General features: G+C 46.5%; 24 protein-coding genes. 15 read left to right on the forward strand and 9 right to left on the reverse strand.

The features are described from left to right. Positions 1-108 precede the first annotated feature (108 nt). Both NFI80_RS14335 and NFI80_RS14340 read left to right on the forward strand, forming a co-directional pair. Positions 109-1,068, forward strand: coding sequence for a 1-phosphofructokinase family hexose kinase (locus NFI80_RS14335; protein WP_233795327.1), 960 nt, complete (start codon positions 109-111; stop codon positions 1,066-1,068). 67 nt (positions 1,069-1,135) lie between these two features. Beyond that, complete coding sequence (locus tag NFI80_RS14340; protein ID WP_235157355.1) at positions 1,136-2,197, forward strand: 6-bladed beta-propeller; 1,062 nt, start codon at positions 1,136-1,138, stop codon at positions 2,195-2,197. Between the two features lie 27 nt (positions 2,198-2,224). Here the strand turns inward: NFI80_RS14340 and NFI80_RS14345 are convergent, their stop codons facing one another. Then, complete coding sequence (locus NFI80_RS14345) at positions 2,225-2,950, reverse strand: hypothetical protein (RefSeq protein WP_235157352.1); 726 nt, start codon at positions 2,948-2,950, stop codon at positions 2,225-2,227. Between the two features lie 207 nt (positions 2,951-3,157). Between NFI80_RS14345 and NFI80_RS14350 the strand changes: the two genes are divergently transcribed. Beyond that, positions 3,158-5,479: a TonB-dependent receptor gene (locus NFI80_RS14350; protein ID WP_235162622.1), complete on the forward strand. Its 2,322-nt coding sequence runs from the start codon at positions 3,158-3,160 to the stop codon at positions 5,477-5,479. Positions 5,480-5,522: 43 nt separating this feature from the next. Further along, positions 5,523-6,071 (forward strand): hypothetical protein, encoded by a 549-nt coding sequence (locus NFI80_RS14355; RefSeq protein WP_235157347.1) that lies wholly within the window; start codon positions 5,523-5,525, stop codon positions 6,069-6,071. Here the strand turns inward: NFI80_RS14355 and NFI80_RS14360 are convergent, their stop codons facing one another. Further along, positions 6,072-6,482, reverse strand: a complete 411-nt coding sequence (locus NFI80_RS14360; protein ID WP_235162621.1) for a Fur family transcriptional regulator — start codon at positions 6,480-6,482, stop codon at positions 6,072-6,074. Between the two features lie 265 nt (positions 6,483-6,747). On the opposite strand from NFI80_RS14360, the gene NFI80_RS14365 reads away from it, so the two are divergent. Beyond that, entirely contained in the window at positions 6,748-7,140 is a 393-nt protein-coding gene (locus tag NFI80_RS14365; RefSeq protein ID WP_235157345.1) for a MerC domain-containing protein, read from the forward strand. Positions 7,141-7,143: 3 nt separating this feature from the next. Here NFI80_RS14365 and NFI80_RS14370 read toward each other — a convergent pair whose 3' ends face one another. Continuing rightward, positions 7,144-8,358 carry a serine hydrolase gene (locus NFI80_RS14370; protein WP_235162620.1) on the reverse strand — a complete coding sequence of 405 codons (1,215 nt, stop codon included), beginning with the start codon at positions 8,356-8,358 and terminating at the stop codon, positions 7,144-7,146. A gap of 151 nt (positions 8,359-8,509) precedes the next feature. Here NFI80_RS14370 and NFI80_RS14375 point away from each other — a divergent pair, with 151 nt between their 5' ends. Continuing rightward, on the forward strand, positions 8,510-10,228 hold the full coding sequence (locus NFI80_RS14375) for an IlvD/Edd family dehydratase (protein WP_235157341.1): 1,719 nt from the start codon (positions 8,510-8,512) through the stop codon (positions 10,226-10,228). Between the two features lie 42 nt (positions 10,229-10,270). Next, positions 10,271-11,068: an SDR family NAD(P)-dependent oxidoreductase gene (locus tag NFI80_RS14380; RefSeq protein ID WP_235162619.1), complete on the forward strand. Its 798-nt coding sequence runs from the start codon at positions 10,271-10,273 to the stop codon at positions 11,066-11,068. On the opposite strand, the gene NFI80_RS14385 is transcribed toward NFI80_RS14380, so the two are convergent. The 4 genes from NFI80_RS14385 to NFI80_RS14400 form a co-directional block, all read right to left on the reverse strand. Beyond that, positions 11,065-11,781 carry a hypothetical protein gene (locus NFI80_RS14385; protein WP_233795316.1) on the reverse strand — a complete coding sequence of 239 codons (717 nt, stop codon included), beginning with the start codon at positions 11,779-11,781 and terminating at the stop codon, positions 11,065-11,067. The genes NFI80_RS14380 and NFI80_RS14385 overlap by 4 nt on opposite strands. 73 nt (positions 11,782-11,854) lie before the next feature. After that, positions 11,855-12,439 carry a gliding motility lipoprotein GldD gene (gene gldD / locus NFI80_RS14390; RefSeq protein WP_235162618.1) on the reverse strand — a complete coding sequence of 195 codons (585 nt, stop codon included), beginning with the start codon at positions 12,437-12,439 and terminating at the stop codon, positions 11,855-11,857. A 138-nt stretch (positions 12,440-12,577) separates the two neighbouring features. Continuing rightward, positions 12,578-14,416, reverse strand: coding sequence for a glutamine--fructose-6-phosphate transaminase (isomerizing) (gene glmS / locus NFI80_RS14395; protein WP_235162617.1), 1,839 nt, complete (start codon positions 14,414-14,416; stop codon positions 12,578-12,580). A 221-nt stretch (positions 14,417-14,637) separates the two neighbouring features. Beyond that, positions 14,638-15,444: a glycogen/starch synthase gene (locus NFI80_RS14400; RefSeq protein ID WP_026630556.1), complete on the reverse strand. Its 807-nt coding sequence runs from the start codon at positions 15,442-15,444 to the stop codon at positions 14,638-14,640. Positions 15,445-15,649: 205 nt separating this feature from the next. Between NFI80_RS14400 and panC the strand changes: the two genes are divergently transcribed. Further along, positions 15,650-16,492 carry a pantoate--beta-alanine ligase gene (gene panC / locus NFI80_RS14405; protein WP_235157330.1) on the forward strand — a complete coding sequence of 281 codons (843 nt, stop codon included), beginning with the start codon at positions 15,650-15,652 and terminating at the stop codon, positions 16,490-16,492. Between the two features lie 252 nt (positions 16,493-16,744). On the opposite strand, the gene NFI80_RS14410 is transcribed toward panC, so the two are convergent. Next, on the reverse strand, positions 16,745-18,217 hold the full coding sequence (locus tag NFI80_RS14410) for a Gfo/Idh/MocA family protein (protein WP_233795312.1): 1,473 nt from the start codon (positions 18,215-18,217) through the stop codon (positions 16,745-16,747). Between the two features lie 192 nt (positions 18,218-18,409). Here NFI80_RS14410 and panD point away from each other — a divergent pair, with 192 nt between their 5' ends. The 4 genes from panD (at position 18,410) to NFI80_RS14430 (ending at position 21,103) form a co-directional block, all read left to right on the forward strand. After that, the gene (panD, locus tag NFI80_RS14415) at positions 18,410-18,760 is read left to right on the forward strand and encodes an aspartate 1-decarboxylase (protein WP_233795310.1); all 351 of its coding nucleotides are present in this window, start codon (positions 18,410-18,412) and stop codon (positions 18,758-18,760) included. A gap of 46 nt (positions 18,761-18,806) precedes the next feature. After that, the gene (locus tag NFI80_RS14420) at positions 18,807-19,844 is read left to right on the forward strand and encodes a lysylphosphatidylglycerol synthase transmembrane domain-containing protein (protein ID WP_235157329.1); all 1,038 of its coding nucleotides are present in this window, start codon (positions 18,807-18,809) and stop codon (positions 19,842-19,844) included. 82 nt (positions 19,845-19,926) lie between these two features. Beyond that, the gene (gene rfaE2, locus NFI80_RS14425) at positions 19,927-20,415 is read left to right on the forward strand and encodes a D-glycero-beta-D-manno-heptose 1-phosphate adenylyltransferase (RefSeq protein ID WP_235157327.1); all 489 of its coding nucleotides are present in this window, start codon (positions 19,927-19,929) and stop codon (positions 20,413-20,415) included. A 7-nt stretch (positions 20,416-20,422) separates the two neighbouring features. Beyond that, positions 20,423-21,103 carry a zinc metallopeptidase gene (locus tag NFI80_RS14430; RefSeq protein WP_026630550.1) on the forward strand — a complete coding sequence of 227 codons (681 nt, stop codon included), beginning with the start codon at positions 20,423-20,425 and terminating at the stop codon, positions 21,101-21,103. A 63-nt stretch (positions 21,104-21,166) separates the two neighbouring features. Here the strand turns inward: NFI80_RS14430 and NFI80_RS14435 are convergent, their stop codons facing one another. Continuing rightward, positions 21,167-22,336 (reverse strand): FG-GAP and VCBS repeat-containing protein, encoded by a 1,170-nt coding sequence (locus tag NFI80_RS14435; protein ID WP_235157323.1) that lies wholly within the window; start codon positions 22,334-22,336, stop codon positions 21,167-21,169. A 158-nt stretch (positions 22,337-22,494) separates the two neighbouring features. Between NFI80_RS14435 and gcvT the strand changes: the two genes are divergently transcribed. The 3 genes from gcvT to NFI80_RS14450 are packed head-to-tail and all read left to right on the forward strand — an operon-like array spanning position 22,495 to position 26,361. Then, positions 22,495-23,577 carry a glycine cleavage system aminomethyltransferase GcvT gene (gene gcvT, locus NFI80_RS14440; RefSeq protein WP_235157316.1) on the forward strand — a complete coding sequence of 361 codons (1,083 nt, stop codon included), beginning with the start codon at positions 22,495-22,497 and terminating at the stop codon, positions 23,575-23,577. A gap of 41 nt (positions 23,578-23,618) precedes the next feature. Continuing rightward, the gene (locus tag NFI80_RS14445; RefSeq protein WP_026630547.1) at positions 23,619-24,329 is read left to right on the forward strand and encodes a 2-phosphosulfolactate phosphatase; all 711 of its coding nucleotides are present in this window, start codon (positions 23,619-23,621) and stop codon (positions 24,327-24,329) included. A 22-nt stretch (positions 24,330-24,351) separates the two neighbouring features. After that, the gene (locus NFI80_RS14450; protein ID WP_235157314.1) at positions 24,352-26,361 is read left to right on the forward strand and encodes a hypothetical protein; all 2,010 of its coding nucleotides are present in this window, start codon (positions 24,352-24,354) and stop codon (positions 26,359-26,361) included. The last annotated feature ends 5 nt before the right edge of the window (positions 26,362-26,366 follow it).

A 26,366-nucleotide genomic window follows, 5' to 3' on the forward strand; every position in this document is an offset into this window, starting at 1 on the left:
GAAATTATGCAGGCTGTACCACAGATCGCTTTTTTGCTTTTATTCGCGTAAATTCGTTTAATAAGTTCTTTCGGACTTGTTGGTTTTTAACTTACGCAATAGAAATATATGGCAACCGGCCCCATTGTAACGCTTACAATTAATCCAGCCCTTGATAAAAGCTCAAATGTCTCACGCATTGTGCCTGACAATAAACTGCGCTGCGACGCCCCAAACTTTGAAGCGGGCGGCGGCGGTATCAATGTGGCCAAAGCGGTGCATAGGTTAGGCGGAAACCCCATCGCCATCTTTACGATAGGCGGGCCAACAGGCCAGCGCTTGCACAAACTGGTGAAAGCGGAAGGCGTGGAAACAATGGTGATCGAAACGAAGCAATGGACCAGGGAAAACTTCCACGTGCTGGAAACGAGCACGGGATTTCAATATCGTTTCGGGATGCCGGGAACGGAAATGATGCCTACCGAAGTGCGGTCTATTTTGGAAACATTGGAAGAACTGGATCCAAAACCATCCTACATTATCGCCAGCGGAAGCCTACCTCCCGGCGTTCCGGCGGACTTTTACGGACAAATTGCCAAGATCGCCAATCAGCAGGGCGCCAAATTTATCGCTGATACATCTGGCGATGCCCTTCGTTATGCGACAGAAGCAGGCATTTATTTATTAAAACCAAACATTGACGAGCTAAGTGAGCTGGTAGGCGTTGAAAAACTGGAACTTGACGAGGTGGACGACGCTGCCAGGGCATTGATCATCCGCGGTCAATGTGAAATTGTTGTCGTTTCAATGGGCGCAATGGGCGCAATGCTCGTTACGGAAGATCAGGTGGAACATATCCCGGCTCCTCCCGTGGAACCCAAAAGTACAGTCGGGGCGGGCGATAGCATGCTTGCGGGTATTATATGGACATTATCACAGGGGAAATCCGTGCGGGAAGCTGTGAGAATGGGCGTTGCCTGCGGAACCGCGGCCACGATGAACTCCGGAAGCGAACTGTTTAAGATGCAGGATGTAAACCGCCTCATGGATTGGCTGAACCGTTACGGCAAACGTTATTCTGCGAGTTGATTTTATGTAAAAAAGGTGAAATAGTAAGATTTCCTTGCATTCGCCTTTTGCATAGAAAACAATCGTTATGCCTGAACAACATACCCGCCGTGATTTTGCCAAATTAACAGCATTAACTGCCGCTGCCATTACATTCAAACCGTTCTATATTCTTCATGCCAAGCCAAAAGTGGATGGGGAAGTGATCGGCCACGGATCCTATAAATACAAAGTGCACCAAAGCTGGGGCAATCTGGATGCTGCCAAGTTTCCGGTTAACAATTGCCACGAAATGGTGCAGGACAGCAAAGGCAGGCTGATTATGGTTGGGGATGAGGTCAAAAACAACATTCTTATTTACGACAGATCGGGCAAATTGCTGGAAACCTGGGGACACGAATTTCCAGGCGGACATGGCCTCACGTTATGGAATGCAAACGGCGAAGAGTTCCTGTTTATCAGCGATCCCAACCTGGGTAAGGTCTTCAAAACAGATTTAAAAGGAAAAATACTGCTGACCATTGAACACCCCTCAAAAGTTGGCGCCTATAAAGAAGCCGATCCATTCAAACCCACAGAAACAGCCATCGGGCCCGACGGAACGATTTATGTTGCAGACGGTTACGGCTCGCAGTGGATTTTAAGATACAATCAGAAAGGTGAATTCATTGATAAATTTGGTGGATCGGGAGACGGCGACGCGCAGTTTTCAACAGCCCACGGCATAGCGATCGATTACCGTGACAAAGCGAACCCAACATTGCTCATCACCTCCCGCGCGCACAATGCTTTCAAAAGATTTACATTAGACGGAAAATACCTGAGCACATTGTTCCTGCCCGGCGCATTCGTTTGTCGTCCCGTATTTCACGGTGACACCCTTTTTGCCGGCGTCTGCTGGTCAAGGCTGCGTTATTTAAACCAGACACCAAACTCAGGTTTTGTGACTATTATTGATAAAAACAACAAGGTTATTTCCAATCCCGGCGGAACAGCACCAGTTTATCAAAAGGGCGAATTACAATTAATGTTGCAGGAAAAACCCATCTTCATGCATTGCCACGACGTGTGCGTAGACCAGGATGAGAATATTTATGTTTGCCAGTGGAACGCCAAGAAAACGTATCCGGTGAAACTGGAAAGAGTTTAGAATAAGCATTCGGGCTGATTCGCTTCCTCAGCGAATCAGCTTGATTGTAATCCCATTGATCACCATTGTGCCTACGGTTAAAATTCCATAGGCCGCGCCAACGGACATTTGCGGCACCAGCATTGCCACACCCACGAGGAATGCTACAAACCCATAACCTGCCAAAAGCAATCCGTAAAGAATCCGCACGGCAGCGTCAGATCCTTGCTGCGAATGTGTAAAAACGGCCAATGTGGAGGTCATGATCGGGAAAGGAGTCAAGATCCCGCTCCAGGTGGGCCCAAGATAATCCGCGGCCTGAGTTAGTACCACCACAAAAAACGTCGCAACGAGCATACGCAGCGGAATGTCGTAAACCGGCTGCTTCCTCACCTCCCCTTTTCCTTTTGGTTTTGGAAAAAAATACAAAACTGCCGTTAGCACAACGAGATTCAAAATCACGGCTGATACCAATGATATGGTGCTTCCCAATGATAAGATCGCCACGATGAAGAAAACCACGTAACTGATCATAACGGTAGGCAACCATGAAAGCCGGGACGAGAGGACGGAGTAAACCAATGCGAACAATATGGTCCCAACCGAGCCCAGCAATGCCGAAGTGATCGTGGAAGCAGCGAATAACGGGCCGTGTTCCAACGCGATAAAAAAGGAAATTGGCCCGGCAACCCATGGAAATCCGCCGATCCAGCCGCCTAAGCCTTCACCCCATTTTCTGACGGCAAGTGTAACGCCCGCAATCAGGGGAGGCATAAGCAATATTTTGGCAAGAAGGAGATCAGACAAAGCAACAGGGCATAAAATGTGACGCAAATTTACGTTTCAGCTATTAAATCGCCGTTAAAATCAGAAAATTGTTAAAGCTTTTATTTGCAACGCAGTTGCAAAACGCATATTTTTGCAACATTGTAACAGTTTAATGTTACGCAAACTTCTCTTTTAAGGCATAAAGTGCTGACAATGAAACGGATTGCCATTAGTCTCCTTCTCTTTTTTACCTCCTTCATTGCACATGCCCAAACCACGGATTGCGCTTGTTTTGTAAAGGGAGTGGTGAAGGATCAGCACACCGGGCAGCCGATCGTTGGTGCGACGGTTTTGGTGGTTGGACAAAACAGCGGTGTTTTTACAGATGAAAACGGGCGTTACGAGCTGCGGAATCTCTGCCCTGGCGCTTATACATTGGAATGCAGGATCATTGGTTACAATCCTTTCCGTGAAAAGCTGGATTTAACTGCTGGTCATGAAGAAAACTTCAATTTGCTGGAACAGGAAGTGCATTTAAAGGATGTTGAGATCACGGCACACAGGACCGATGCGCCAAGCTCGCAACCGTTATCGACCATTACAGGAGCCGATCTTGACAAAACGCGCGGGCAAAATCTGGCAGAAAGTTTGAAAGGAATGACCGGCGTTACATCCCTGCAAACGGGCTCTTCGATATCAAAACCTGTCATTCACGGCCTCCATAGCAACAGGATCCTGATCATGAACAATGGTGTGCGGCAGGAAGGCCAGCAATGGGGTTCCGAGCACGCACCCGAAATTGACCCTTTCATAGCGACCCGCTTATCGGTTGTAAAAGGCGCTGCGGGCGTGCGTTACGGCTCGGATGCGATCGGCGGCGTAATTCTCGTGGAACCGGAAGAGCTTCCTTTCGATAAAGCATTGAGCGGTGAAGTGAATGCAGTCGGTTTTACCAATGGCCGTCAAGGCGTTTTATCAGGAACATTGCAAGGCAGTATCAAGGGCTTCAAAGGCTTTGGATGGCGGGCGCAGGGAACTATTAAAAGAGGTGGGAACATCAGAACGCCCGATTATTTCCTGGATAATACGGGCATTAGCGAAAAAAACTTCTCATTGGCAGCAGGTTACCGCAACAAAGGCTTGGGAATTGATGTCTTTTACAGCCGTTTTGATACGAAAATCGGGATATTTTCCGGCTCCCACATTGGCAGCGTTACGGATTTACTGAATGTGATTGAAAACGGCGAGCCGTTTGTAAAATCGGGTTTCAGTTACAACATTGGCCGGCCTAACCAGAATGTGAGCCACGAGCTCATGAAGGCGGAGACACATTATCATTTTCAAAATGGCAACCGATTTCAATGGACCATTGCGCGGCAATTGAACGATAGGAACGAATTTGATCTGCACCGTCCAAGAAATGACTCCATAGCAGCCCTGAACCATCCCGAACTGACATTTAAACTGACCACATTAACCAATGATGTAGTCTGGGATCATAAGCCCATTGCCGGAAAACTTGCCGGGCAGCTTGGAATCAGCACATTATATCAGTTTAACCTGATGGATGGCAGGCCGCTGATCCCTAATTTCAATCAGTTCAACATTGGGTTTTTCTGGATGGAGCGATATGTGACCAATGGCTGGGAACTGGAAGCGGGCGCGCGTTACGATTATCGCTCGCTGACGTCTTTCCGGATCGTGAACCGTGAAAAAGTATCGCAGGATTTCACATTTGCCAATTTCTCGGGATTATTGGGAGCAACCCGAAATTTCTCTGAAAAATTCTCGGCAAGACTGAATTTTGGAACGGCATGGCGTGCGCCTAATGTGAGTGAACTGTTCAGCGACGGCGTGCATCATGGCGCAGCTGCTTTTGAGAAAGGCGATGCTACATTAAAGGCAGAAAAAGCGCTTAATAGCATTGCCAGCGTAAAATATGCCAGCCCGAAGTTTACAGCTGAGATCGGCGGTTACTACAACATTATTTCTGATTTTATTTACCTGAAACCACAAGCCGAACCCATTTTGACAGTTCGCGGCGCCTTTCCATATTTTAAATATACCCAAACAGACGCCAGTTTTAAAGGCATAGACCTTTCGGCGACCTGGGAGTTTATGAAATACACCAGCGTTTCGAGCAAGTTGAGCTATCTGCGTGTTTATGACCGGCGGAACGACAATTATCTGGTATTAATTCCTGCCAACAGGATCGATAATCAGATCAAATATGAACTGCCGGAAGATGCGAAATGGCACAAAGCTTATTTTTCAGTTGGAAATTTATTTGTAGCACAGCAGAAGCGTGTGCCGCCGGCTAGTGACTTTCTGGCGCCGCCCAAGGCCTACTCGCTATGGAATGTACAAATGGGAACGACATTCAATATTTCCGAAAAACAGCAGCTCGAAGTCGGATTGTCTGTTCAAAATCTCTTCAATGTGGCTTACCGCGACTATCTGAACCGGTTCAGATATTACGCGGATGACATGGGCCGCAATGCATCGTTGCGCCTGAAATGGAAGTTTGGTGCGTGAGATTGCTTTTTTACTCAATTACATAAATACTTTACCTATGAAAATGAACCGTAAATTTTCCTGGATGTTGCTTTTGGCTGCGACCGTTTCCTTTACCCAATGCAAAGATGCCGGCGATGATGTTCAGATCGACGACGAAAACGAATTGATCACTTCTGTGACATTGAAATTTACAGAAGATGGAACGACCAATGTTCAATCATTTTCGTATAAAGATGCTGATGGGGACGGCGGGAATGCACCAACTCAATTCGACACCATCGCATTAAAACCTAACAAAACGTATACGGTGGCCATTGAGTTACTGGACGAAAGCAAAACGCCTGCGGATAACATTACGGAGGAAGTTGCTGAGGAGTCGGACGAGCATTTATTTGTGTACACGCCTTCACCATCCGCATTGCTTACTTACACTTATGGTGATAAGGATGAGAATAATTTCCCAATCGGGCTAACCGGAAAAGCAGTGACTACTGCCGCAGGATTAGGGAAATTGAAGGTTCAGCTGCGTCATCAGCCTGACACTAAGAATGGAACGCCAGGACCTGGAAGCGACGATGTAAATCTTGATTTTAACCTGAAAGTGCAGTAATTAACCGCACTTCGGGCAAACTCCCTGGATCAACAGGTTGAAATTTTCAGGGTGATAACCCTTTGGCAGCTGAACGGCAGGAATGTGTATATTCTCAAGACAATTGGTTTCTCCACATTCACTGCATTTAAAGTGGATATGGTCGTGGTGATGTTTTTCCTCCGAGCAATTGTGCGAGCATAATGCATAGCGCAATCCCTCATCGTCCAGCACCTTATGAATGATGCCTTTTTCAAGAAAGGTTTTCAATGTTCGGTAAATGGTCACCCGATCATAGTTTTCGCCAAGCGCTCCTTCCAGATCACCATGGGACAACGCATTTTTCTTACTTATAAATGTCGAAAGCACATCTTCACGGCATGTTGTCGTCCGCAGATGATGCCCTTTCAATGTTTCTCTTAACTGATCCATTGTTTCCAATAATTGATTTTCGGAATCCTGTTACGGTTTATGCCAGACCGGGAATTCCATACCGGGTATTCCATACCGGGTATTCCATACCGGGAATACTTTTTATAAAACCTTTCCCGTCAAAGTTAAGTTCTAAGTGTAACAATTTCAAAAGGGATTTGGGTAGTGCAAAAAATGAAGAACCGACTGATCACAAAAATAATTGTGCAACTCTGTTGCAAGTGATGCCAGATAGGTTTATTTTTGCAACATTATTGTATATAGCATGAAAGCAGAACACTCACATAGCAAAGCAGATTATATCGGAATCCTGGGTTCTGTGTTGTGCATCGTGCATTGCCTGCTGATGCCTGCACTGGCATTCGGCACCACGATGTCTTCGCATCACCACCACGCCGGATTGGTTTCCCTTGATTATCTTTTTATTCTGATTAACGGTGTTGCCGTCTTTTACGCAACGAAAAACCACAAATCAATTGCTGTACGAACGATCTTATGGGGAGCATTGGCGTTATTTTCAGTATCGTTGATTTTCGAAGCAGCGCATCCTGTGTTCACCTGGCTGGGTTACATTGGCTCGGGATTGCTGATCGTAGGACATTTGACCAATCTGTACATCTGCCAGATCGCTCCCAAAATGAAGTGGAAAGTTTCTTAGCTTTTATTTGTCGTACTCAACTTCAAACCGGCTCAGATCGGGCCTATTAGCCCTTTTCCGGTTTACCTCATACTCAAAAATAGTCTTACCGAGATTGGTCATAAAGGGAAACCCAACCTTGTCGTAGTCATACTTATCGTCATTGAAGACCTGGTCTTCGTTGCAATAGATGACAGCAGTCAGCATAAATTCAATTCCCTTCTCAAAGTCTGCGATATAGGCATTATCCAGCAGGAAGCCATACGCATCACCTACCTTATTAAAAAGCCGGATATGCCTTGGTAACCGCGTTTTAGTAGCTCCAAACAGCAGAAATTTCGCATAACCGTCGTAGTAATCGTCCGTATAATGTACCGGAAAGCTCGTTTCAACCGGGAATTGGGACATATACTGATACATAAAACGGTAATCATCGGGAGTAAGACTAAACCGCTGACTGGCGGGCACTTGCTCCGGGAAGAATAGGGTTTTCAACAACCGATGCTGATCTTCCAGTGCAAAGTAGTTTTTTGTTGAAAAATCAAAAGGCTCATTCACCAGCACATTGTCCTTCATATAACCCTTCCCTATCAAAACTGGCGTCGGCGATTTCAATTCTTTTGCCGCATATTTCGCCGGCTGCTCAAAAACCACCTTGCCATCCTTTTCGAACCGGATCGGATTGGTGTATCTGTTGTTTTCAGGGCCTATGGGTGAATCCAGCCGGTGCGTGATCCTTACATTGGTGAAGCCCTTTTTATGCAAAGAATCGTTGAACTCCTCCTGTCCGATAAACTCGTATAGCCGGTTAAAAGCATCATTGTCGCTTACCAGGAGGATCTTCTTGGCATAATGTGCAACGGATGGTAACTTATTTTCAGAAGTTGAATCTGATTTTACAGCCGTCTGCTCGGGTCGCTCCGCTCCTGTAAACATGGGCGTATCCTTATCAATGCCCAGTTTATTCAGCTTTTCAAAAGCCAGCGCAACAGCCGGAAGCTTGACGGTGCTTGCCGGATAAAAGTATTTTGAATTGTCAACCTGATAGCGGTGCGTAGTGAAATGCGGCTCGTTTTTGCGGTTTCTGTCAATCTTTGTGTAAAGGATCTGGATCTGGTATTTATCCGGATCTTTAAGGAGCTCGGCAAATCTTTCCGGATGCTTTTTCAGTAATTTTTCAATGAAGTTATCGGCCTGAAATTGTGCGGTTGAAGGTAACGAAACCAATGGTAAGAGCAAGTATAGCAACAATTTATAACCTCGTAACAAAATCATGGAAATCCCTGGGCACGTGTAAAACGAAGATACAATATTTATTTTAAAGGGTTAATGGAATTATATTTTACTGCCAACGGCCTTTACTTATTTGAATATAAACATGGGCGAAATAATGGAGGAAAATAAATTGCGCAGCCGCGGATGGTTCGGAAAGTCCGGTAAGGATGGATTTATATACAGGGCCTGGATGAAAAATCAGGGTTACCCGGCAGATGAATTCGACGGACGGCCGGTGATCGGAATTTGCAATACATTTTCGGAATTAACGCCTTGTAATGGTCATTTTCGGGAACTGGCAGAATCGGTAAAACGGGGCGTATGGGAAGCAGGGGGCTTCCCGGTTGAATTTCCGGTTATGTCTCTGGGCGAAACATTGATGAAACCCACGGCCATGCTCTACCGCAACCTGGCGAGTATGGATGTGGAAGAATCGATCCGCGCCAACCCCGTTGACGGCGTTGTGCTGCTTTGTGGCTGTGACAAAACCACGCCATCACTGGTCATGGGCGCTGCCAGCGTGAACATTCCCACAATCGTCGTTTCAGGCGGGCCAATGCTCACAGGTCGTTACAGGGGCAAAAGCATTGGCACAAGTGACATTTGGCGGTTCAGTGAAATGTACCGCAAAGGTGAACTTTCACAGGAAGAGTTTACGACCTCAGAAGCTTGCATGTGCCGCAGCAACGGACATTGTGCCGTAATGGGAACGGCGTCCACAATGGCTTGTATGGTAGAGTCGCTGGGCCTTACCTTGCCCGAAAATGCGGCTATCCCGGCAGCGGATTCGCGCAGAAAAGTGCTTGCTCATCTGTCGGGTCGCAGGATTGTGCAGATGGTGCACGAGGATCTGCGCCTGTCCCAGATATTAACAAAAGAAGCTTTTGAAAACGCTATTATGCTCAATGCGGCTATTGGCGGCTCGACGAATTTTGTCATACACCTTCTTGCCATTGCAGGTCGGATCGGCGTTGATCTCTCGTTGGATGACTTCAATGCGCTTTGTGCGAAAGTGCCCCTATTGCTCAATTTGCAGCCTTCCGGCGGGTATTTCATGGAAGACTTTTACTATGCAGGCGGCTTACCGGTTGTAATAAAAGAAATGCTCGGGTTGCTGCATCAGAATGTGATCACAGCGAACGGCAAAACAATGGCAGAGAACTGTGCCACGGCCGAATGCTTCGATCCGGAAGTGATCGCTACGCTGGCAGAGCCGGTTAAAGACCTCACCGGATTGGCTGTTGTGCGTGGTAATCTTTGCGTAAATGGTGCGGTGATCAAACCCTCGGCATCATTGAAACCAGAACTGATGCAACACCGCGGACGGGCAATCGTATTTGAAGATATTGACGATTATAAAGCACGCCTTGACGATCCGGACCTGGATGTGGATGAAAACAGTATTCTGGTTCTTAAAAATGTAGGCCCGAAAGGCTATCCCGGAATGCCGGAAGTAGGAAATATGTCGTTACCGAAAAAACTGCTTGCTCAGGGGGTGATCGATATGGTGCGGATTTCGGATGGACGCATGAGCGGGACCGGATTTGGAACGGTTGTTTTGCACATTTCACCCGAAGCGGCCGTGGGCGGAACGCTGGCATTGGTCAGGGACGGCGACTACATTGAGCTGGACGTTGAAAACAGGAAACTCAATCTGGAAGTGTCGGACGAGGAGCTTGCAGAACGCGCAAAATCCTGGAAACCGCTGGAAATGGGCTATAACCGGGGTTATGTGAATTTGCATATCAATCACGTCATGCAGGCGCACGAAGGTGCCGATCTCGATTTCCTGGTTGGCGGATCGGGAGATAAAGTAACAAGAGATTCGCATTAAGGCAGGGCTGAGCAGAGCCCTTTCAAAATCAAAACATGTATAATGAGCAGCCAATTATTTGATAATCAAGTAGCGATCGTAACGGGAGCGGGACAGGGAATCGGGTTTGAGATAGCAAAACAACTCGCGTCACAAGGAGCTTGCGTGATTTTGAATGACTTTGACGAGGCCCTCGCCAAAGAAGCTGCGAGTAAAATACGGAGTATGGAAGGCGAATGTGTTGCATTTGCAGGCGATGCTTCCAAAGTTGAGGTGATCAATGGAATGGTGGAAGAGGCTGTTAAATGCTTTGGAAAACTTTCCATTGTGGTTGCAAATGCAGGCATTACGCTCTTCGGCGACTTTTTTACTTATCCGGAAGAAAATTTAAGAAAGGTCCTGGAAGTGAATCTGATGGGATCTTTCTTACTTACACAAGCCGCAGCCCGCCAAATGCGTGCGCAAAAAGCGGGCGGCAGAATATTGCTGATGTCTTCGGTTGTAGGCCATCAGGCGCACCAGTTTCTGGGTGCATATGCGATGACGAAGGCAGGATTGGAAATGTTGGCAAAAAATCTTGTGCTGGAATTATCCCCGCACGGCATCACCATTAACACAGTGGCCCCCGGGGCAACATTGACCGAAAGGACACTGGCCGAAGATCCGAATTACCCAAAAATGTGGTCTGCGATCACGCCTATGGGCCGCCCGGCGATTTGTGAAGACATTGCTAATGCTGCGTTATTCCTGTTATCCCCGCATTCCGGGCACATTACAGGGCAAAGCCTCGTCGTAGATGGCGGCTGGACTTCGGTAAGCCCCCTACCCGACCTGAGTAACCTGCATGTAAATAAGGATTAATCTTCCATTCCCTGGGAAAACAGCTGTGCTTCCAGGTCATCAATGTTTCCATCCGGCGAAACGAAAAGTTCACGCGGCTTGGAGGAGGCGACAGGAACAACCGTCATGAACGTGCGATACTGCGCATCTGAAATGATTTTCAATGTCAATGCTCTTTTCAGCACCATCGGGAATGGGACTTTGAAGAAATTGGCTATGTCAGCAGCCAGGAAATCAGGTATTTTTGAAATGTCATTTCTGAAAAAGCTTTCTACTTCTTCAAAAGGAAGCAAGGCTTCAAATATCAATCGCTCAGAACGTGCTGCCAGCGAGGTTGTATTCGTATATAATGTATGCAAACCCAGTGACACGGTCAGCAAATGAATGTGATAATTACGTTCATTTATCTCCGAAGCGGCATTGACAAACACCCATCCTTTTTGACGATATATTGCAGAAAATCCTTTGAAATTCGGATCTACATTATGCAGTTGGGCGATTTTAATTCCCTCAGGATATGGAAGTTTATGGCCGATCTGATGTACAATGTCCTGCGCATAAGAAATGTCTGCAACCGCGCCCGCAGGCTCGATCATCCAATCCCCATTCACTAATCCCTCAAAAAGCGCGTCAGCCAACCGCTGGCTCTCCACCTGACCAAGATGCAGGACGATCCGGTTACCACGCACCGAAAAATCGAGAAGTAGCTGGTTCTTGGGTTGCTTTTTAGCCATAGTGTTTCAGTTGTTGAGGTCCGAACTTCAAAGATACAGCCTTGCACATTCAGCAACAAAGCCTTTCAGAATTTTATCTCCAGTTCAGTGTGTTCAAAAGCTGGATCATGTCCTTTTGCAAATAATCGATGACAGGAGCCAGCGAATCGTTTTTCGTGGCAGTGGGAAAGTATATGGCGCCGCGCATGAAGTGTTTTGTACTGTCCGTAGTATAAAACTGGTAAGGGCTGGGCACGTCGCCTTCGATTTTAAACAGAATGGCCGTTTTCCCGGTCCTACTTAAAACCCGCTGTTCCTGAATGGCCGAAGCGCGGATCTGGTGCTTGCTGGCCAGCTTATAGGAATCGTCAATATAAGCTTTCAGCAGCGCAGGATTATTCCCGACGTCTTTATAAGTGATTTGAATGTTGGCTTTGAATTGAGGATAGTTGATGAAGATCCAATGCTTGCCTGCCGTTGCAAATGTATCGGGGACAGCCTCTGCGTATTTAGAAAATTCAAATGTATAGGGATGCTCCTGCGTCAGTTTTTGATAAGTATGCGGAGGCAGATCCACCCTGTTAAAACCCTTGGGTTTGGGGACATAACTGGCTTCTTTTTTACTGCATGCGGCTGATATAATGCATATGACAGAGAAAAGCAGTATTTTTTTATACATTGAAATGATCTCTTTTATAAAACTGAACGCGCAAACTTAACGAAAACAACATTACATTATTTCCTGCAAAAGTTTATGCAAAATAAAAAGCGAAACTGCCCTTGAGACAACTTCGCTTTTTAAGATTATAATCAAATATTACTCTACTGTCACTGATTTCGCAAGATTCCGGGGCTGATCCACATTCCTGCCGCGCATAACGGCAATGTAATAAGAAAGCAGCTGCAACGGAATTACAGAAACCAGAGGCGTAAGTAATTCGTGCACTTTGGGAACCTCAATCACAAAATCCACCATGCCCGGGATAAGCGTATCGCCCTCAGTAACAATGGCAATCACCCTTCCCTTCCGTGCCTTCACTTCCTGAATGTTGGAAACGATTTTCTCGTAAGAGCCATCTTTCGTTGCCAGGAAAACCACCGGCATATCCTCATCAATGAGCGCGATAGGCCCGTGCTTCATTTCTGCGGCGGGGTAACCTTCGGCGTGGATATAGGAAATCTCTTTCAATTTGAGAGCGCCTTCCAGTGCCACCGGGAAATTCAAACCTCTTCCCAGATAAATAAAGTTGCGTGCATAGGTGAATATAAATGCGATTTCCTTGATCTTATTAGCATTCTCGAACACCTTTTCCACCTTTGCCGGAATCGTTTCCAGCTCAACGAGCAGTTGGCGGTAAGTTTCTTCGGATATCGTGCCTTTGCGCTTCGCAGTAGCAATGGCGATCAAAGTAAGCACAGTCACTTGCGCAGTAAATGCCTTTGTACTGGCCACACCAATTTCGGGGCCGGCGTGCGTGTAAGCGCCTGCATGCGTTGCACGGGCGATGGAAGAACCCACCACATTGCAAACACCGAATATCGTCGCCCCTTTTGACTTAGCCAGCTCAATGGCAGCCAGTGTATCCGCAGTCTCACCGGATTGTGAAATGGCGATAACAATGTCCTTTTCGTTAATTACAGGATTTCGGTAACGGAATTCGGAAGCATATTCGACCTCTACGTTCACTCTCGCCAATTCTTCGAAAAGATATTCCGCTACAAGACCTGCATGCCATGAAGTGCCGCAGCCTACGATCACAATGCGGTCTGCTTCGGCCAGTTTATCCAGATAATTTGCCAGCCCGCCTAATTGCAAATGTGCATCGTCCGCACGCAATCTTCCGCGCATACTGTCGGCAATGGAACGCGGCTGTTCAAAAATTTCTTTGATCATGAAATGGTCATAACCACCTTTTTCGATGGTTTCAAGCTCCATTTCCAGCTTTTGGATATAAGGAATCGTTTCCGTGTTATCCAGATTTTGAATGCTTAACCGGCCGTCACTGATCACAGCAACTTCATAATCATCCAGGTAAACCACATCTTTAGTATACTCGATGATCGGCGTGGCGTCGGAAGCGAAGAAAAATTCATCTTCCCCGATGCCAATTACCAGCGGGCTCCCTTTTCTGGCAGCAATAAGTTGTCCCGGATGATCCAGCGACATCACCACTATCGCATAAGCGCCTACGACTTCTTTCAGCGCGTGTTTCACGGCAGATTCCAACGAACCGCCCGTCTCCTGCTGAATGTCTTCTATAAAATGAATGAGAACTTCTGTATCTGTATCGCTGAGAAACTTATGCCCTTTTGTGACCAGATTTTGTTTGATCGAAGCATAATTCTCTATAATGCCGTTGTGAATGATGGAAAGCCGGCGGTTATTGGAGTAATGCGGGTGTGCATTTACGTCATTTGGCTCTCCGTGTGTGGCCCAGCGCGTGTGCCCGATGCCGATTGTGGCGGTTAAATGTTTGGAAGCAAGCTCACTTTCGAGGTCGGACACCTTGCCTTTTTTCTTATAAATATCCAATTTGGCATTTTCCAGCAAGGCAATTCCCGAGCTGTCATAACCCCGATATTCTAGTCTTTTAAGACCTTTGAGAATTAGGGGATAAGCTTCTCTGCTTCCTACGTAAGCTACAATTCCACACATATTTTAAGAATTTAAATTGAGTGTATGTTAAATGATACGGTGCAAATAAATAGCAATCAGGAATGCTTAACAAGCTATATTATAATTAATTACTAAAAATTATCCAATTTCATAAGAGTGCTCGAACACATCGTAAATATCCTATTCCGTGATTTTTACGATTAGTACAAAAAAAATGGCGACCATTATGGCCGCCATCATTTTCAGTGATATATCCGGGATCAGTTCATCAGATCCGTATAAAGATTGTAATATGATTCCGAGAACTTCTCATCCTGTTCGTCAAGCTCAACACGTTTCGGCGCATTGTTGAAAATCTGGTTCAGACTTTCGCTGCAATGATCGTCCGCCTTCAAAACCGCGTCCGCATATGCACAGCCAATTTTAACAAATCCTTCAAAGTCGTTAGAGCGCAAATGAGCCAAAGCTTCATCGCTTACATCCATTGCTTTCGCCTTGTTATGTAAATCTGCGTCAAATTTATAGTCAAAAGCATTGTTATGCACCGTAAACACACTTTTCGTATCCTTAAACATTGGATCGTTGCGGTAAGTAGTTTTCAGATACAATGGAATCAAAGCAGTCATCCAGTCGTTGCAATGCACCACGTCAGGAGCCCAACCCAATTTTTTTACCGTTTCCAATACACCTTTGCAGAAGAAGATCGCGCGCTCGTCATTGTCATCGTAAAAGTTATTCTCCTTATCAAAGAACACCGATTTGCGGTGAAAATAATCATCATTGTCAATAAAATAGACTTGCAACTTCGCATTAGGGATAGAAGCCACTTTGATAATCAAAGGCTTTTCTTCATCTCCTACGGTAATATTTATTCCTGACAGTCGAACTACTTCATGAAGCCGGTTTTTGCGTTCATTGATAAGACCAAAACGGGGAACAAGAATTCTGATTTCTGCACCTCGTTCCTGCATTGCCTGAGGAAGTTTCCTAACGTAATCGGCAACATCGGTGGTTTGGAGGAAAGGATTGATTTCACTGGCTACATACAAAATTCGTAGTTTCTCCATAGATGTTTCAGCAGTTTGTGAAAAAAAGTTTTGCAAAATTATACAAAAAAAATGGCAAAATCAAAAAATATTCCAAACTAAATGTCATATTGCGCTCAGTTTGGGAATTCCCATTCCAAATTTTTTCATCGCCCACGGATAGTTGCTCACATGAAAGAAAAGCATCCGCTGCGGTTTGATTACTCCCTCTGATTCCACTTTTTCAATGGAAGTATTTACTTCAATCAAAGGCCTGCGCAGTTTACTCGATCAACAACTTTCAGAGCAAAAAACCATTGGGCTAATTCCCACCATGGGCGCATTGCACGAAGGCCACATTTCACTCGTTGACGCTTCCATTAAAGATAACGACGTCACAGTCGCCAGCATTTTCGTCAATCCGACCCAGTTTAATAACCCCGAAGATCTGCTGAAATATCCGCGTACGTTAGAAGCAGATTGTGCTATGCTGGAACAAGCAGGCTGCACAGCCGTCTTCGCGCCATCCGTGGAGGAAATGTATCCTGAAAAATCGTCCTTACTGATCAACTTCGGCACATTGGAAAGCGTGATGGAAGGGGCTTCAAGACCGGGTCACTTTAATGGTGTAGGCATAGTCGTTTCCAAGCTCTTCCACATCGTAAGCCCGCACCGCGCTTATTTTGGACAAAAGGATTTACAGCAAGTTTCCATCATCAAAAGGTTGGTCTCAGACCTTGCGTTTAACCTGGAACTGATCGTCTGCCCCACTATTAGAGAAACGGATGGCCTGGCCATGTCCTCCCGCAACCGCAGGCTTAATGACGCTGAACGCAACATTGCTCCGCATATTTATCGGATATTGGAAGAAGCGAAGCAAAGTTTGCTGGCAGGAAAGGACATTACAGAAACCGTTTCCGCTGCTAGCAATGCATTTAATGCTATTCCGGAGTTTAAGCTAGATTACTTTGAAGTGGCGGATGTAAAGACATTGCAGCCGATTCCCAGCCTCAGCGCTGCCGGAACAAATGCTATTTGCGTGGCTGCGTTTTTAGGGCCGGTGAGGTTGATTGATAATGTTGTGTTTTAGAAGGCCTGTCAGCAGCTACCAAGCCCTGTCAGCCTGAGCGGAGACGAAGGCGCGCTACTTCTGGGTAACGCGCCTTCGTCTCCGCTCAGGCTGACAGGGCTTGGTTGGCTCAGGCTGGCAGGGTTTGGTTGGCTCCGTCTGGCAGGGCTTGGTTAACTCAGGCTGACAGGGCTTGGTTAACTCAGGCTGACAGGGCTTGGTCAACTCAGGCTGACCGGGTCAGCCCAGCCGACATAAACGCTTCCTCCGCCCTTACGACAACTTCCAGTCCCCTCTGTACTTCCTCTTCACAAACTGGTTAGCCTCGTCAAAGTTGGTGATCTTCATATTATTACCATCCCAAAGCAACTTCTTCCGACCTGGATAGTCAAATCCTTTGCCGTCTGCTTTCGCTGTGCGGAGGTTGTAGCTGCGGATTCCGAGGTTACCCATGATGACGGTTTCGGTCAATGGTCCGGCGTAGTCGAATGATGAGGTTAACGCTTTGTGTTCTTTGCTATTGAAACCGGCTTTGCAGGCGTCGGTCCAGGAGACGTGGTGACCGAATTCTGGCATTGGTGTGTATTTGTTTCCAAAATCACCTTGCTTGTATTCGAGCTTCGTGCCGTCGTTCAGGTAAACTTTTGGGTTAATACCATAAGTCCCGCAAGTCATAACGCCTTTTTGACCTATTAACAAAACACCATTGCTGCTGTCTGGCTCGCCTAGCGGATCGTTGGCAGGGATAATGTCCGGATGGAAAGGACGCAGGCCGCCGTCGTGCCAGGTTAATGTTACTTCGGATTTGTTGATCTTGTTCGCAGGGAATTTAAGCTGAACCCTCGATGATGGCGGGCAGCCTTCGGGAATGTATTCGGGCGTCCAGTCTTTAATGAAAACTTGTCCTACGCTGCATTCCAGTTCGGTTGGATAGCCTAGTCCCAATGTGCGGAAAGCAGGGTCGATCAGGTGGCAGCCCATGTCGCCTAATGCGCCTGTTCCGAAATTCCACCAGCCTCTCCATTTGAATGGATGCCACGCCGGATTATAATCAACCCATTCAGCCGATCCTACCCAAAGTTCCCAGTCAATGTCAGCAGGAACGGGGAATTTTTCGGTTGGAACGGGAATTCCTTGCGGCCACACCGGACGGTTGGTCCAAACGTGCGCTTCGTGCACATTACCGATCAGACCTTTGGAAAACCATTCTTTCATCTGCGTTTGCGCAGGGTTGGAAGCGCCCTGGTTACCCATTTGGGTTACCACTTTATATTTACGGGCTGCTTCTGTAAGCATCCGCGCTTCATAAATGTCGTGCGTCAACGGCTTTTGCACATATACGTGCTTGCCGCGCTGCATGGCCGCCATCGCGATTATGGCGTGCATATGGTCGGTTGTGGAAACGGTTACGGCGTCGATGTCCTTTTCCATTTCATCAAACATTTTCCTGAAATCCTTGTATTTTTTCGCAGTCGGATGCAGCTCAAAATTCTTTTTGGCCTGGTTCCAATCCACGTCGCAAAGTGCTACCAGATTTTCGGCACCTTTATTCCAAGCATTATTTGTATCTGAAAAACCCTTTCCGCCAACCCCTATTCCCGCAATGTTCAATTTGTCACTTGGTGCCACGAAGCCTTTGCCCAGCACGTGCCGTGGGACAATAAAAAAGCTTCCAATCGCTGCTGCCGTCGTTTTTTGCAAAAACTCCCGGCGCTTCACATCCTTCGGTTTATTTTCTGAACGCATCTGATTTGATAGTGAAAAGATAAAGTGGATAATATTGTTTAAAGCATACTTGTTATAATAATTACTTGCAGTGTCCGCATTTGTGAACGGGAACCGTAACCATAACGCCGATGTTTTGAAGGCTGTATATTATTCCCTTAACTTTGGGGTGAATAAGGACATTAATAAATTCCCGACTTACATTACCTGGTAATGCAAATAACACTCATGAAATCGAAGATTCACCGGGTTAAGGTGACTCAGGCGGAGTTGAATTACGTAGGCAGCATCACCATCGACGAAGATCTTATCGACGCTGCCGGATTGGTTGAAAATGAACAAGTTCACATTGTCAATAACAATAACGGGGAGCGCTTTGTGACGTACGTTATCAAGGGCGAAAGAGGGTCCGGAATGATCTGCCTGAATGGCGCCGCGGCACGCAGGGTTCAGATCGGCGACATCATCATTATCATTGCATACGGCTCCATGAGCCAGGAAGAGGCCAAGACATTCAAGCCAATGGTCGTGTTTCCGGATCATAATAATCATCTTGTGGTGTAGGCCAAACTTCTTTTCTTTGCGGGTTCTCAAAATTCTTTAAACAGCTATGAAAAGCGCTTTACGTTACATCATTTCGCTTGCGCTGGCAGGCGGCCTGATCTGGTTTGTCTTTAAAGACATCAACTTCGCAGAAATGCTGGACAGGTTTGCCAAATCGGACTGGCGATGGATTGCATTATCCTGCTTTTTGCTGCTTTGCGCACACGTAACGAGAGCCTGGCGCTGGGGCATGCTGATGGAGCCGCTGGGTCACAAACCCGGGCTTTTCAATAGTTCTATTTCCGTATTAACCGGTTATTTTGCCAATTACATTGTGCCCAGAATGGGCGAAGTGACGCGCTGCGGCACGCTATACAGGCTGGAACGCATTCCCGTCAACCTCAGCTTCGGGACCGTTGTTGCGGAACGTATATTCGACGTGCTGATCCTGCTCATCATGATCGGTTTGAATTTTATTCTGGAATTTGACCGGCTCAGTAAATTCTTCACTGATTTTTTTCAAAGTAAAGTTTCAGGCGGCGAGGGCGGCAGCACAGGGACTGGAATCCTGGCGGGGATTTTGGTTACGGGCATGGTTGTGGTGGTTGCCGCGGGCATTGCGGTTTATAAAAATGTCGCCTTAAGGGACCGTTTGCAGCAGAATGCATTGATCCAGAAGATCGTTACGTTCGCAAAAGGAATGCTTGATGGTTTTTTGAGCATCCGTAAATTGAAGAATCCGGGATTGTTTATTCTTAGCACGATCGGCATCTGGGTTTTCTATTACTTCGTGTCCTACGTGCTGTTTTTCTGCATTCCCGAAACTTCCAACCTCGGACCATTGGCTGGCTTGACATTGTTGGTTGTAGGCGCCATTGGTATGACCGCACCCACACAGGGCGGAATAGGAGCTTATCATTTGCTGGTTGGTAATGTGATGATTTTGTACGGATTATCTCAAAACGATGGCATTACATTGGCTACGTTTATTCATGGAGCGCAAATGATTTTTATGCTTATTATCGGCGCACTGGCATTCCTATACGTTTTAGTTCAAAACAAAAAATCGGTTTCCGAAAACAATCAGGTTGCGATTGAAAATTAATGGCTGTTTTGTAGTCCGGTTATATCAAAAGCGCGTATGACATCGTACTAACCTTACAAAAATCCTTACACCGATTCATTCCATGAACCTCACCGAAAGCAAGATTTTAAGACTCGAAGAAGCCATTCCAACCATTGAAGACTGGCAACGCGCCGGACAAAAGGTTGTTTTTACAAATGGCTGCTTCGACATTGTTCACTTAGGACATATAGACTATCTCGAAAAAGCGCGTGCATTGGGCGACAGGCTTGTTTTAGGCCTGAACACTGATGCCTCCGTAAGCCGCCTCAAAGGATCATTAAGACCCGTCGTCAATGAGTATGCAAGAGCAAGATTAATGGCAGCGCTTTCCTTCATTGATGCTGTCATTTTGTTCGACGAACCGACGCCTAGTCAGTTGATTGAAGCTGTAAAACCTGACATTTTGGTCAAAGGAGACGATTATACCGTTGAAACTATTGCTGGCGCGGATTTTGTTTTGGGTAAAGGAGGTGAGGTAAAAACGATCGCTCTTGTAAAGGGTTACTCGACTACCGCACTGATTGAGAAAATAAAACAAGGATATAACTAACACAAATATGGCTGGTGCATATGTAATTGGTATTTTGGTGATGCTTATTAGCCTTTATGTGCAATGGCGTCTCAAAAGTAAATTTGAAGAATACTCGCAAGTAGGGCTGAGTAATGGAATGAGCGGAAAAGAAATCGCTGAAACCATGCTGCGCGAAAGCGGAATATATGATGTTCGGGTGTTGTCAGTCGAAGGACGCCTAACCGACCATTATAATCCTCAGGATAAAACCGTTAACCTGAGCCCTGACGTTTATCACGGAAGAAGTGTCTCCGCTGCCGCTGTCGCTTCCCACGAATGCGGGCACGCAGTGCAGCACGCAACTGCTTATAAATGGTTACAGTTCAGGTCTCAAATGGTGCCGTTTTTGAGCATTGCCTCGTCTTACATGCAATGGATCATCCTGGGCGGAATCGTTTTGTTAAACACAACGCCGATTCCATTGGCAATCGGCGTAGCATTATTTGCCGCAACAACAATATTCAGTTTTATCACATTGCCTGTTGAATACGACGCAAGTAACAGAGCACTTGCCTGGATTAAGAACAACAGGATTGTGAATGAGAGAGAATATGTTATGTCTGCCGATGCATTGAAATGGGCTGCCAGGACTTATCTGGTTGCTGCAATTGGTTCATTAGCAACATTGCTTTATTATGTAAGCTTGTTAATGGGAAGACGGGACTAAGGGAAGTTACTAGTCAACACCAACAACTAAAAAGGTCTGAGAGACAAGCTCTCAGACCTTTTTTCATTTCTTCTTCTGATTCCAATACACAACAACATTATGCGTCGATCTTCCCGATGCCAGGATATCCAGATCCCCATCGCCATCCAGATCCGCAGCCGTAATGTCTTCACAAGCGATTTTGATTTTATCATCGAGCGCATATTCCTGCCACTTTTTTCCTTCGGGATCTGATCCTACGAAAATTCTTACGCCTGTTTCACCGGTAACATTCGGGTTGCGCCAGCCCATTACGACCTGGTCGCGGCCCTGGCCGAAGAAATCGGCGCAGACTAATGCGTGGCCTTCTTTGATTTTGTCTGTTAAAACTGTTCTGTTGTCTTTGGAATAAACGACTAATGTGTTGCCATGCATGGGCTCGATGGTGGCGGTGAAAAGCTGGTTTTTGCCCAGACTTCCTGTTCTAACCTCTCCTACTCCCGTTTGCGGAACCATCCAGGTGCCTGATGGCGCCAAACCTTCGGCTCCGTCCAGAAAAACTTGCACACCTTCTTTACCAGCAACAGCTAAGCCTAGCATTCTGCCGGGCACTTCCATAGGGTGCATATTATGCGTCATGTGCATGCCGGTTTCTACCAGATCAAATCCCCAGATTCCTGTTTTATTTTGAGGAACATCAAATGCAATAAGTTTTACGCCAGCGCCTTCGCCACCCGAATTTCCTTCACCGTGTAAGGGAAGCACGGCAAGCTGGAATGTGCCGTCGGCTTTCTTCAACCATTGCATGCGGTGAATGGTCACTTCGTGATGCAGGCGGACTGGCTCCCAAAGCTGCGTCCTGTCACTGGGGGCAGATAAATAGTAAACCGCTCCCGATTGTTTCAAATTCTTTGTTTCCGAAGGGTTCCACTGCGCACCAACGGCCACTTCTACTTTTCCATCGCCATCAATGTCCCTCGCAGCAATGCATACATTATCCTGCTCGGTCAGGTCTCTCGCAATGACATAACGCGTCCATTTTTCAGCCTTTTTACCTGGATTTTTATACCAAACAATTTCCTTTTTATCTGCCAGTAAAATATCCGGCTTGCCGTCTCCGTCCACGTCGCCGGACGTGACGCCATAACCTATACTGATCTTATCATCAATAACCTCCCCTACAAAAGTCGCTGTCTGAGCAACCGTTTTCGCTGCAACCAATGTGAGGGCAAAAAGTAAAAATTTTCTCTTCATAGTCTCCGTTTCGGGGCAGTTGCCCTTCTAATTATTTAAGCATATTTTTTCCCAATATACTTCAAAAGTGCGCAACAGCATTTGAAAAAAGACTTTTTTGTGTCGCTTTGATCGGCTTTACCTACTTTTGTAAATTATTGTGAACCAATTTACCATTCATGAAAACTGTCCCATTACACCAGGTCCATATTGATTTGGGTGCCAAAATGGTCCCATTTGCAGGTTTTGAAATGCCTGTGCGTTATTCCTCGGATCTGGATGAACACCACACTGTAAGAAATAACGTCGGCGTATTTGATGTGTCCCATATGGGCGAATTCAGCATTAAGGGGCCGAAGGCTTTGGATTTGATACAAAAAGTTACGTCCAACGATGCTGCTGCTTTGTTTGATGGAAAAGTGCAGTACAGTTATTTGCCTAATGGAAAAGGCGGTGTGGTCGACGATTTATTGGTTTACAGAATAAAAGAAGACGAATATTTCCTGGTTGTGAACGCGTCCAACATTGAAAAGGACTGGAACTGGATCCAAAGCCACAATGCAGAAGGCGTTACGATGGAAAATCTTTCCGATGACTTGTGCCTGTTTGCAGTCCAGGGGCCGAATGCGACGCCAACTTTGCAAAAGCTTACTGCGGTAGATCTGAGTGCAATGGATTATTATACATTCAAAATCGGTGAAATGGCTGGGATTCCGGATGTGATCATCTCGGCAACAGGTTACACCGGTGCAGGCGGATTTGAAATATATGTTAAAAACGCCGACGCAGTAAACATGTGGAAAGCCATATTTGCGGCCGGAGCGGAATTTGGAATAAAACCTGTGGGACTAGGCGCCCGTGATACATTGCGACTTGAAAAAGGCTTCTGCCTTTACGGAAACGACATTGACGATAACACTTCACCGCTGGAAGCTGGCTTAGGCTGGGTTACCAAATTCACCAAAGACTTTATCGACGCAAAGGAATTGAAAGAGCAGAAAGAAGCGGGTTTGCAGAAAAAACTGGTGGGCTTTGAAATGATCGACCGGGGAATCCCACGCGGACATTATGAGCTTTGCGATGAATCCGGCACCAGATTGGGCGAAGTGACTTCGGGAACACAATCACCCACATTACAAAAAGGAATTGGCCTGGGCTACGTCCCAGCCGCATTTGCCAAGCCTGAAACGGAAATTTTCGTAAAAGTGCGCGACAGGTTGTTGAAAGCCAAAGTTGTCAAACTGCCTTTTGTAAAAAACTAATTAACTCCCCCCAATTTACTCCATAGTATCGATTGCATTTTATGAAACAACTTGATGTTTGCCTTACACCCGACCTGCTTCATTTACACAAACTGGATAATTCAATTGTAGTTGTAGCAGACGTTTTCAGGGCTACTTCGTGCATGGTTACCGGCCTCGCTTATGGTGTCAAGAGCATTACGCCTGTTGCCAGTATTGAAGAATGTAAATTGTTACAGGATAAGGGTTTCATTGCAGCTGCGGAACGCGACGCACGGAAAGTAGAAGGTTTTGATCTGGACAATTCGCCTTTCAGTTATATGAATGAGCGGCTGATCGGCTCGCAGATCGCAATGACAACCACAAACGGAACGTTATCAATCGCTAAGGCAAAGGCATCGGCAGTGAAAGTAATGATCGGATCGTTCCTGAACCTGGGTGCATTGACGAATCATTTGCGTTCGGAGCCTTATGACATCCTGGTGCTTTGCGCAGGCTGGAAAGGACGGCCCAACCTGGAAGATACATTGTTTGCAGGTGCGCTTGCCGACGCGCTGAAAGACCAGTTTATGCTTTTGGAAGATGGCACATTGATGGCGCAGCGACTTTACGACCAGAGCCGTAACAACTTACTGGCCAGCGTTTCCAATTCATCCCACGTGCGCAGGCTGCAGCGTTTGGGAATCCAGAAAGATATATCTTATTGCTTGCAAAAAGACCTTTATGATGTTGTGCCTGTTTTGCGCGGAAGCACTTTGGTAGCAATGAATTAAGTTAAATACTAACAACTTTTACATGTTCAGATTCGTCTTTATTATCTTTTGCGGGTTGTTGATTTTTTCAAATCAGGCCAATGCCCAGCGAAGAACCAGCACACCTAAAAGACAAATTTTTGCGCCAAAGAAAAAGCCACCTGTCCCTACCAGGCCAGCCGTAACGCCCAAAGCTGACACGGCCATCGCGCCACGGGCAACGCAGGCAGCGCCCGTAACTGCTCCCACCGCGGACACAACAGCAATTCGCGACGCTGTCCGGGACACCATTATTACGCCGGATAGCAGCAATGTTGAAATCTCTTCGGACACGCTCACGGAGAAAGAAGCAGAAGAAAGGCTTGCTAAAACAGAACCGGCCGCAGACAGCGTACGGTCCTTCAAAATCATCATTGACAATATTTCTTATCTGTCCGTTTGTCCGGGAACAACCATTAACATCCCATTTAAAACGGTCGGGCCTTATGACGAAGGCAACACATTCATTGCACATCTGATTGACGCGAGTGGCAAATCGGTTCCTATCTCGCTGCCGGTGAGTAAAAGTCCGGTTAAGGCAGTAATTCCATCTTACAAAATAGGCGGCGAGGTTTACCGGATACAAATTGTAGCTTCTATCCCGGTGGTAAGGAGCCAGGAAGTGCCTATCCGCCTGCTACAAATGGCCAGCGCGAGACTGGAAGTGATCGACGGAACTCAGTCTGTGCGCATTATGCCGGGTCAGGAAGTTAATCTTAAAGTGAATTTTACGGGTGCTGCGCCATGGTCGTTTCTTATGTCGGACAGCACAGTTGTATATCAGACAATGTCTAATCCACATTATCTTACTGTAAAACCAAACGATGTAAAAGCTTACAGACTAACCGGCGTTGCCAATGCGTGTGGAAGTGGGAATGTTTCAGGAGAAGCCATTGTGAATGTGAATAACAATCCCGAGCCGAAACTGGAATTGAAAGAAGTGGAAAAAATTGCAAAGCTTTGCAGCGGCATTCCATTCCAGGTTCCTTTCAATGCAACAGGGAAATATAAGGATGGAAACAAATTTGTGGTGCAGATCGCAGAACGGACGGGTGCTTTCAAAACCATTTCCACGCCGGACACAACGGGTTACATTACCACCCAGATCCCAACCGATTACAAGCCTGGCGAGTACAAACTGCGCGTTGTTTCTTCTGCTCCCTACCTGGTAAGCCAGACAACCAACATTACCATTGTTTCGCCTACTGTTGCCACTTTGCAGCGGGATTCCCTCAGACTGGGCGAAAATGAAACAGGAGAACTGACACTAAAATTTACCGGCGGCGGCCCCTGGTTTGTGCTGCTTTCCGACGGCACATATGAGAATAACATTCAGGAATCGCCTTACAAAGTGAAGGTTAAGCCTGTTTTTGACACAAATTATCAGATCACTTCCGCGGGAGGTTTGTGCGGAGTAGGTAAATTTTCAGGATCTGCAAAAGTTTCGGTGAAGAGCCCTCCTGCCAGCATTACATTGGAAAAGCTGCCTCAGAATATGGTCTGCGCCGGTTCTACCATTGAAATACCATACAAAACAGAAGGCCGTTACAATCCTAACAACAAATTCAGTGTCCAGATTACGGACAAATCGGGCCGGTTTGTGAGCCTGCCGACCACCGTAACGGCTGCAACGATGAAAGTAAAACTGAGCAGTGCAGCGCAAGGCGATACGATCAGGACGCAGAAAATAAGGATCATTTCCTCATCGCCTGCCGTGTCAAGCGCCATTGAAGAGCTGGATATTGTCGCGCCTGACAAGGCAATTGCAGAAGTTTCGGGCAAAGGCACCATTACGGCCGGAAGAACCACACGCATTCAATTGAAATTCAAAAACGGATTACCGCCCTGGTCGTTCACATTATCGGACGGAACCGCCATCAACGGCACTTTCCTGAACCCATATCTGATTTCCGTTTCTCCCAAGACGACGACGGAATACACGATCAGCTCGCTGAAAAGTGGCTGCGGCACGGGAACAGGAAAAGGATCGGCATTGGTTACGGTTTCCAATTAACACGC

The organism is Dyadobacter chenhuakuii, from assembly GCF_023821985.2.
Lineage (GTDB): Bacteria > Bacteroidota > Bacteroidia > Cytophagales > Spirosomataceae > Dyadobacter > Dyadobacter chenhuakuii.

What these genes read in the sequence shown, in the direction of transcription:
- NFI80_RS14335 (WP_233795327.1), top strand. Translation starts at nt 109, where the DNA reads ATGGCAACCGGCCCCATTGTAACGCTTACAATTAATCCAGCCCTTGAT.
- NFI80_RS14340 (WP_235157355.1), top strand. Translation starts at nt 1,136, where the DNA reads ATGCCTGAACAACATACCCGCCGTGATTTTGCCAAATTAACAGCATTA.
- NFI80_RS14345 (WP_235157352.1), bottom strand. Translation starts at nt 2,950, where the DNA reads ATGCCTCCCCTGATTGCGGGCGTTACACTTGCCGTCAGAAAATGGGGT.
- NFI80_RS14350 (WP_235162622.1), top strand. Translation starts at nt 3,158, where the DNA reads ATGAAACGGATTGCCATTAGTCTCCTTCTCTTTTTTACCTCCTTCATT.
- NFI80_RS14355 (WP_235157347.1), top strand. Translation starts at nt 5,523, where the DNA reads ATGAACCGTAAATTTTCCTGGATGTTGCTTTTGGCTGCGACCGTTTCC.
- NFI80_RS14360 (WP_235162621.1), bottom strand. Translation starts at nt 6,482, where the DNA reads ATGGATCAGTTAAGAGAAACATTGAAAGGGCATCATCTGCGGACGACA.
- NFI80_RS14365 (WP_235157345.1), top strand. Translation starts at nt 6,748, where the DNA reads ATGAAAGCAGAACACTCACATAGCAAAGCAGATTATATCGGAATCCTG.
- NFI80_RS14375 (WP_235157341.1), top strand. Translation starts at nt 8,510, where the DNA reads ATGGAGGAAAATAAATTGCGCAGCCGCGGATGGTTCGGAAAGTCCGGT.
- NFI80_RS14380 (WP_235162619.1), top strand. Translation starts at nt 10,271, where the DNA reads ATGAGCAGCCAATTATTTGATAATCAAGTAGCGATCGTAACGGGAGCG.
- NFI80_RS14385 (WP_233795316.1), bottom strand. Translation starts at nt 11,781, where the DNA reads ATGGCTAAAAAGCAACCCAAGAACCAGCTACTTCTCGATTTTTCGGTG.
- gldD (WP_235162618.1), bottom strand. Translation starts at nt 12,439, where the DNA reads ATGTATAAAAAAATACTGCTTTTCTCTGTCATATGCATTATATCAGCC.
- glmS (WP_235162617.1), bottom strand. Translation starts at nt 14,416, where the DNA reads ATGTGTGGAATTGTAGCTTACGTAGGAAGCAGAGAAGCTTATCCCCTA.
- NFI80_RS14400 (WP_026630556.1), bottom strand. Translation starts at nt 15,444, where the DNA reads ATGGAGAAACTACGAATTTTGTATGTAGCCAGTGAAATCAATCCTTTC.
- panC (WP_235157330.1), top strand. Translation starts at nt 15,650, where the DNA reads ATGGAAGTATTTACTTCAATCAAAGGCCTGCGCAGTTTACTCGATCAA.
- NFI80_RS14410 (WP_233795312.1), bottom strand. Translation starts at nt 18,217, where the DNA reads ATGCGTTCAGAAAATAAACCGAAGGATGTGAAGCGCCGGGAGTTTTTG.
- panD (WP_233795310.1), top strand. Translation starts at nt 18,410, where the DNA reads ATGCAAATAACACTCATGAAATCGAAGATTCACCGGGTTAAGGTGACT.
- NFI80_RS14420 (WP_235157329.1), top strand. Translation starts at nt 18,807, where the DNA reads ATGAAAAGCGCTTTACGTTACATCATTTCGCTTGCGCTGGCAGGCGGC.
- rfaE2 (WP_235157327.1), top strand. Translation starts at nt 19,927, where the DNA reads ATGAACCTCACCGAAAGCAAGATTTTAAGACTCGAAGAAGCCATTCCA.
- NFI80_RS14430 (WP_026630550.1), top strand. Translation starts at nt 20,423, where the DNA reads ATGGCTGGTGCATATGTAATTGGTATTTTGGTGATGCTTATTAGCCTT.
- NFI80_RS14435 (WP_235157323.1), bottom strand. Translation starts at nt 22,336, where the DNA reads ATGAAGAGAAAATTTTTACTTTTTGCCCTCACATTGGTTGCAGCGAAA.
- gcvT (WP_235157316.1), top strand. Translation starts at nt 22,495, where the DNA reads ATGAAAACTGTCCCATTACACCAGGTCCATATTGATTTGGGTGCCAAA.
- NFI80_RS14445 (WP_026630547.1), top strand. Translation starts at nt 23,619, where the DNA reads ATGAAACAACTTGATGTTTGCCTTACACCCGACCTGCTTCATTTACAC.
- NFI80_RS14450 (WP_235157314.1), top strand. Translation starts at nt 24,352, where the DNA reads ATGTTCAGATTCGTCTTTATTATCTTTTGCGGGTTGTTGATTTTTTCA.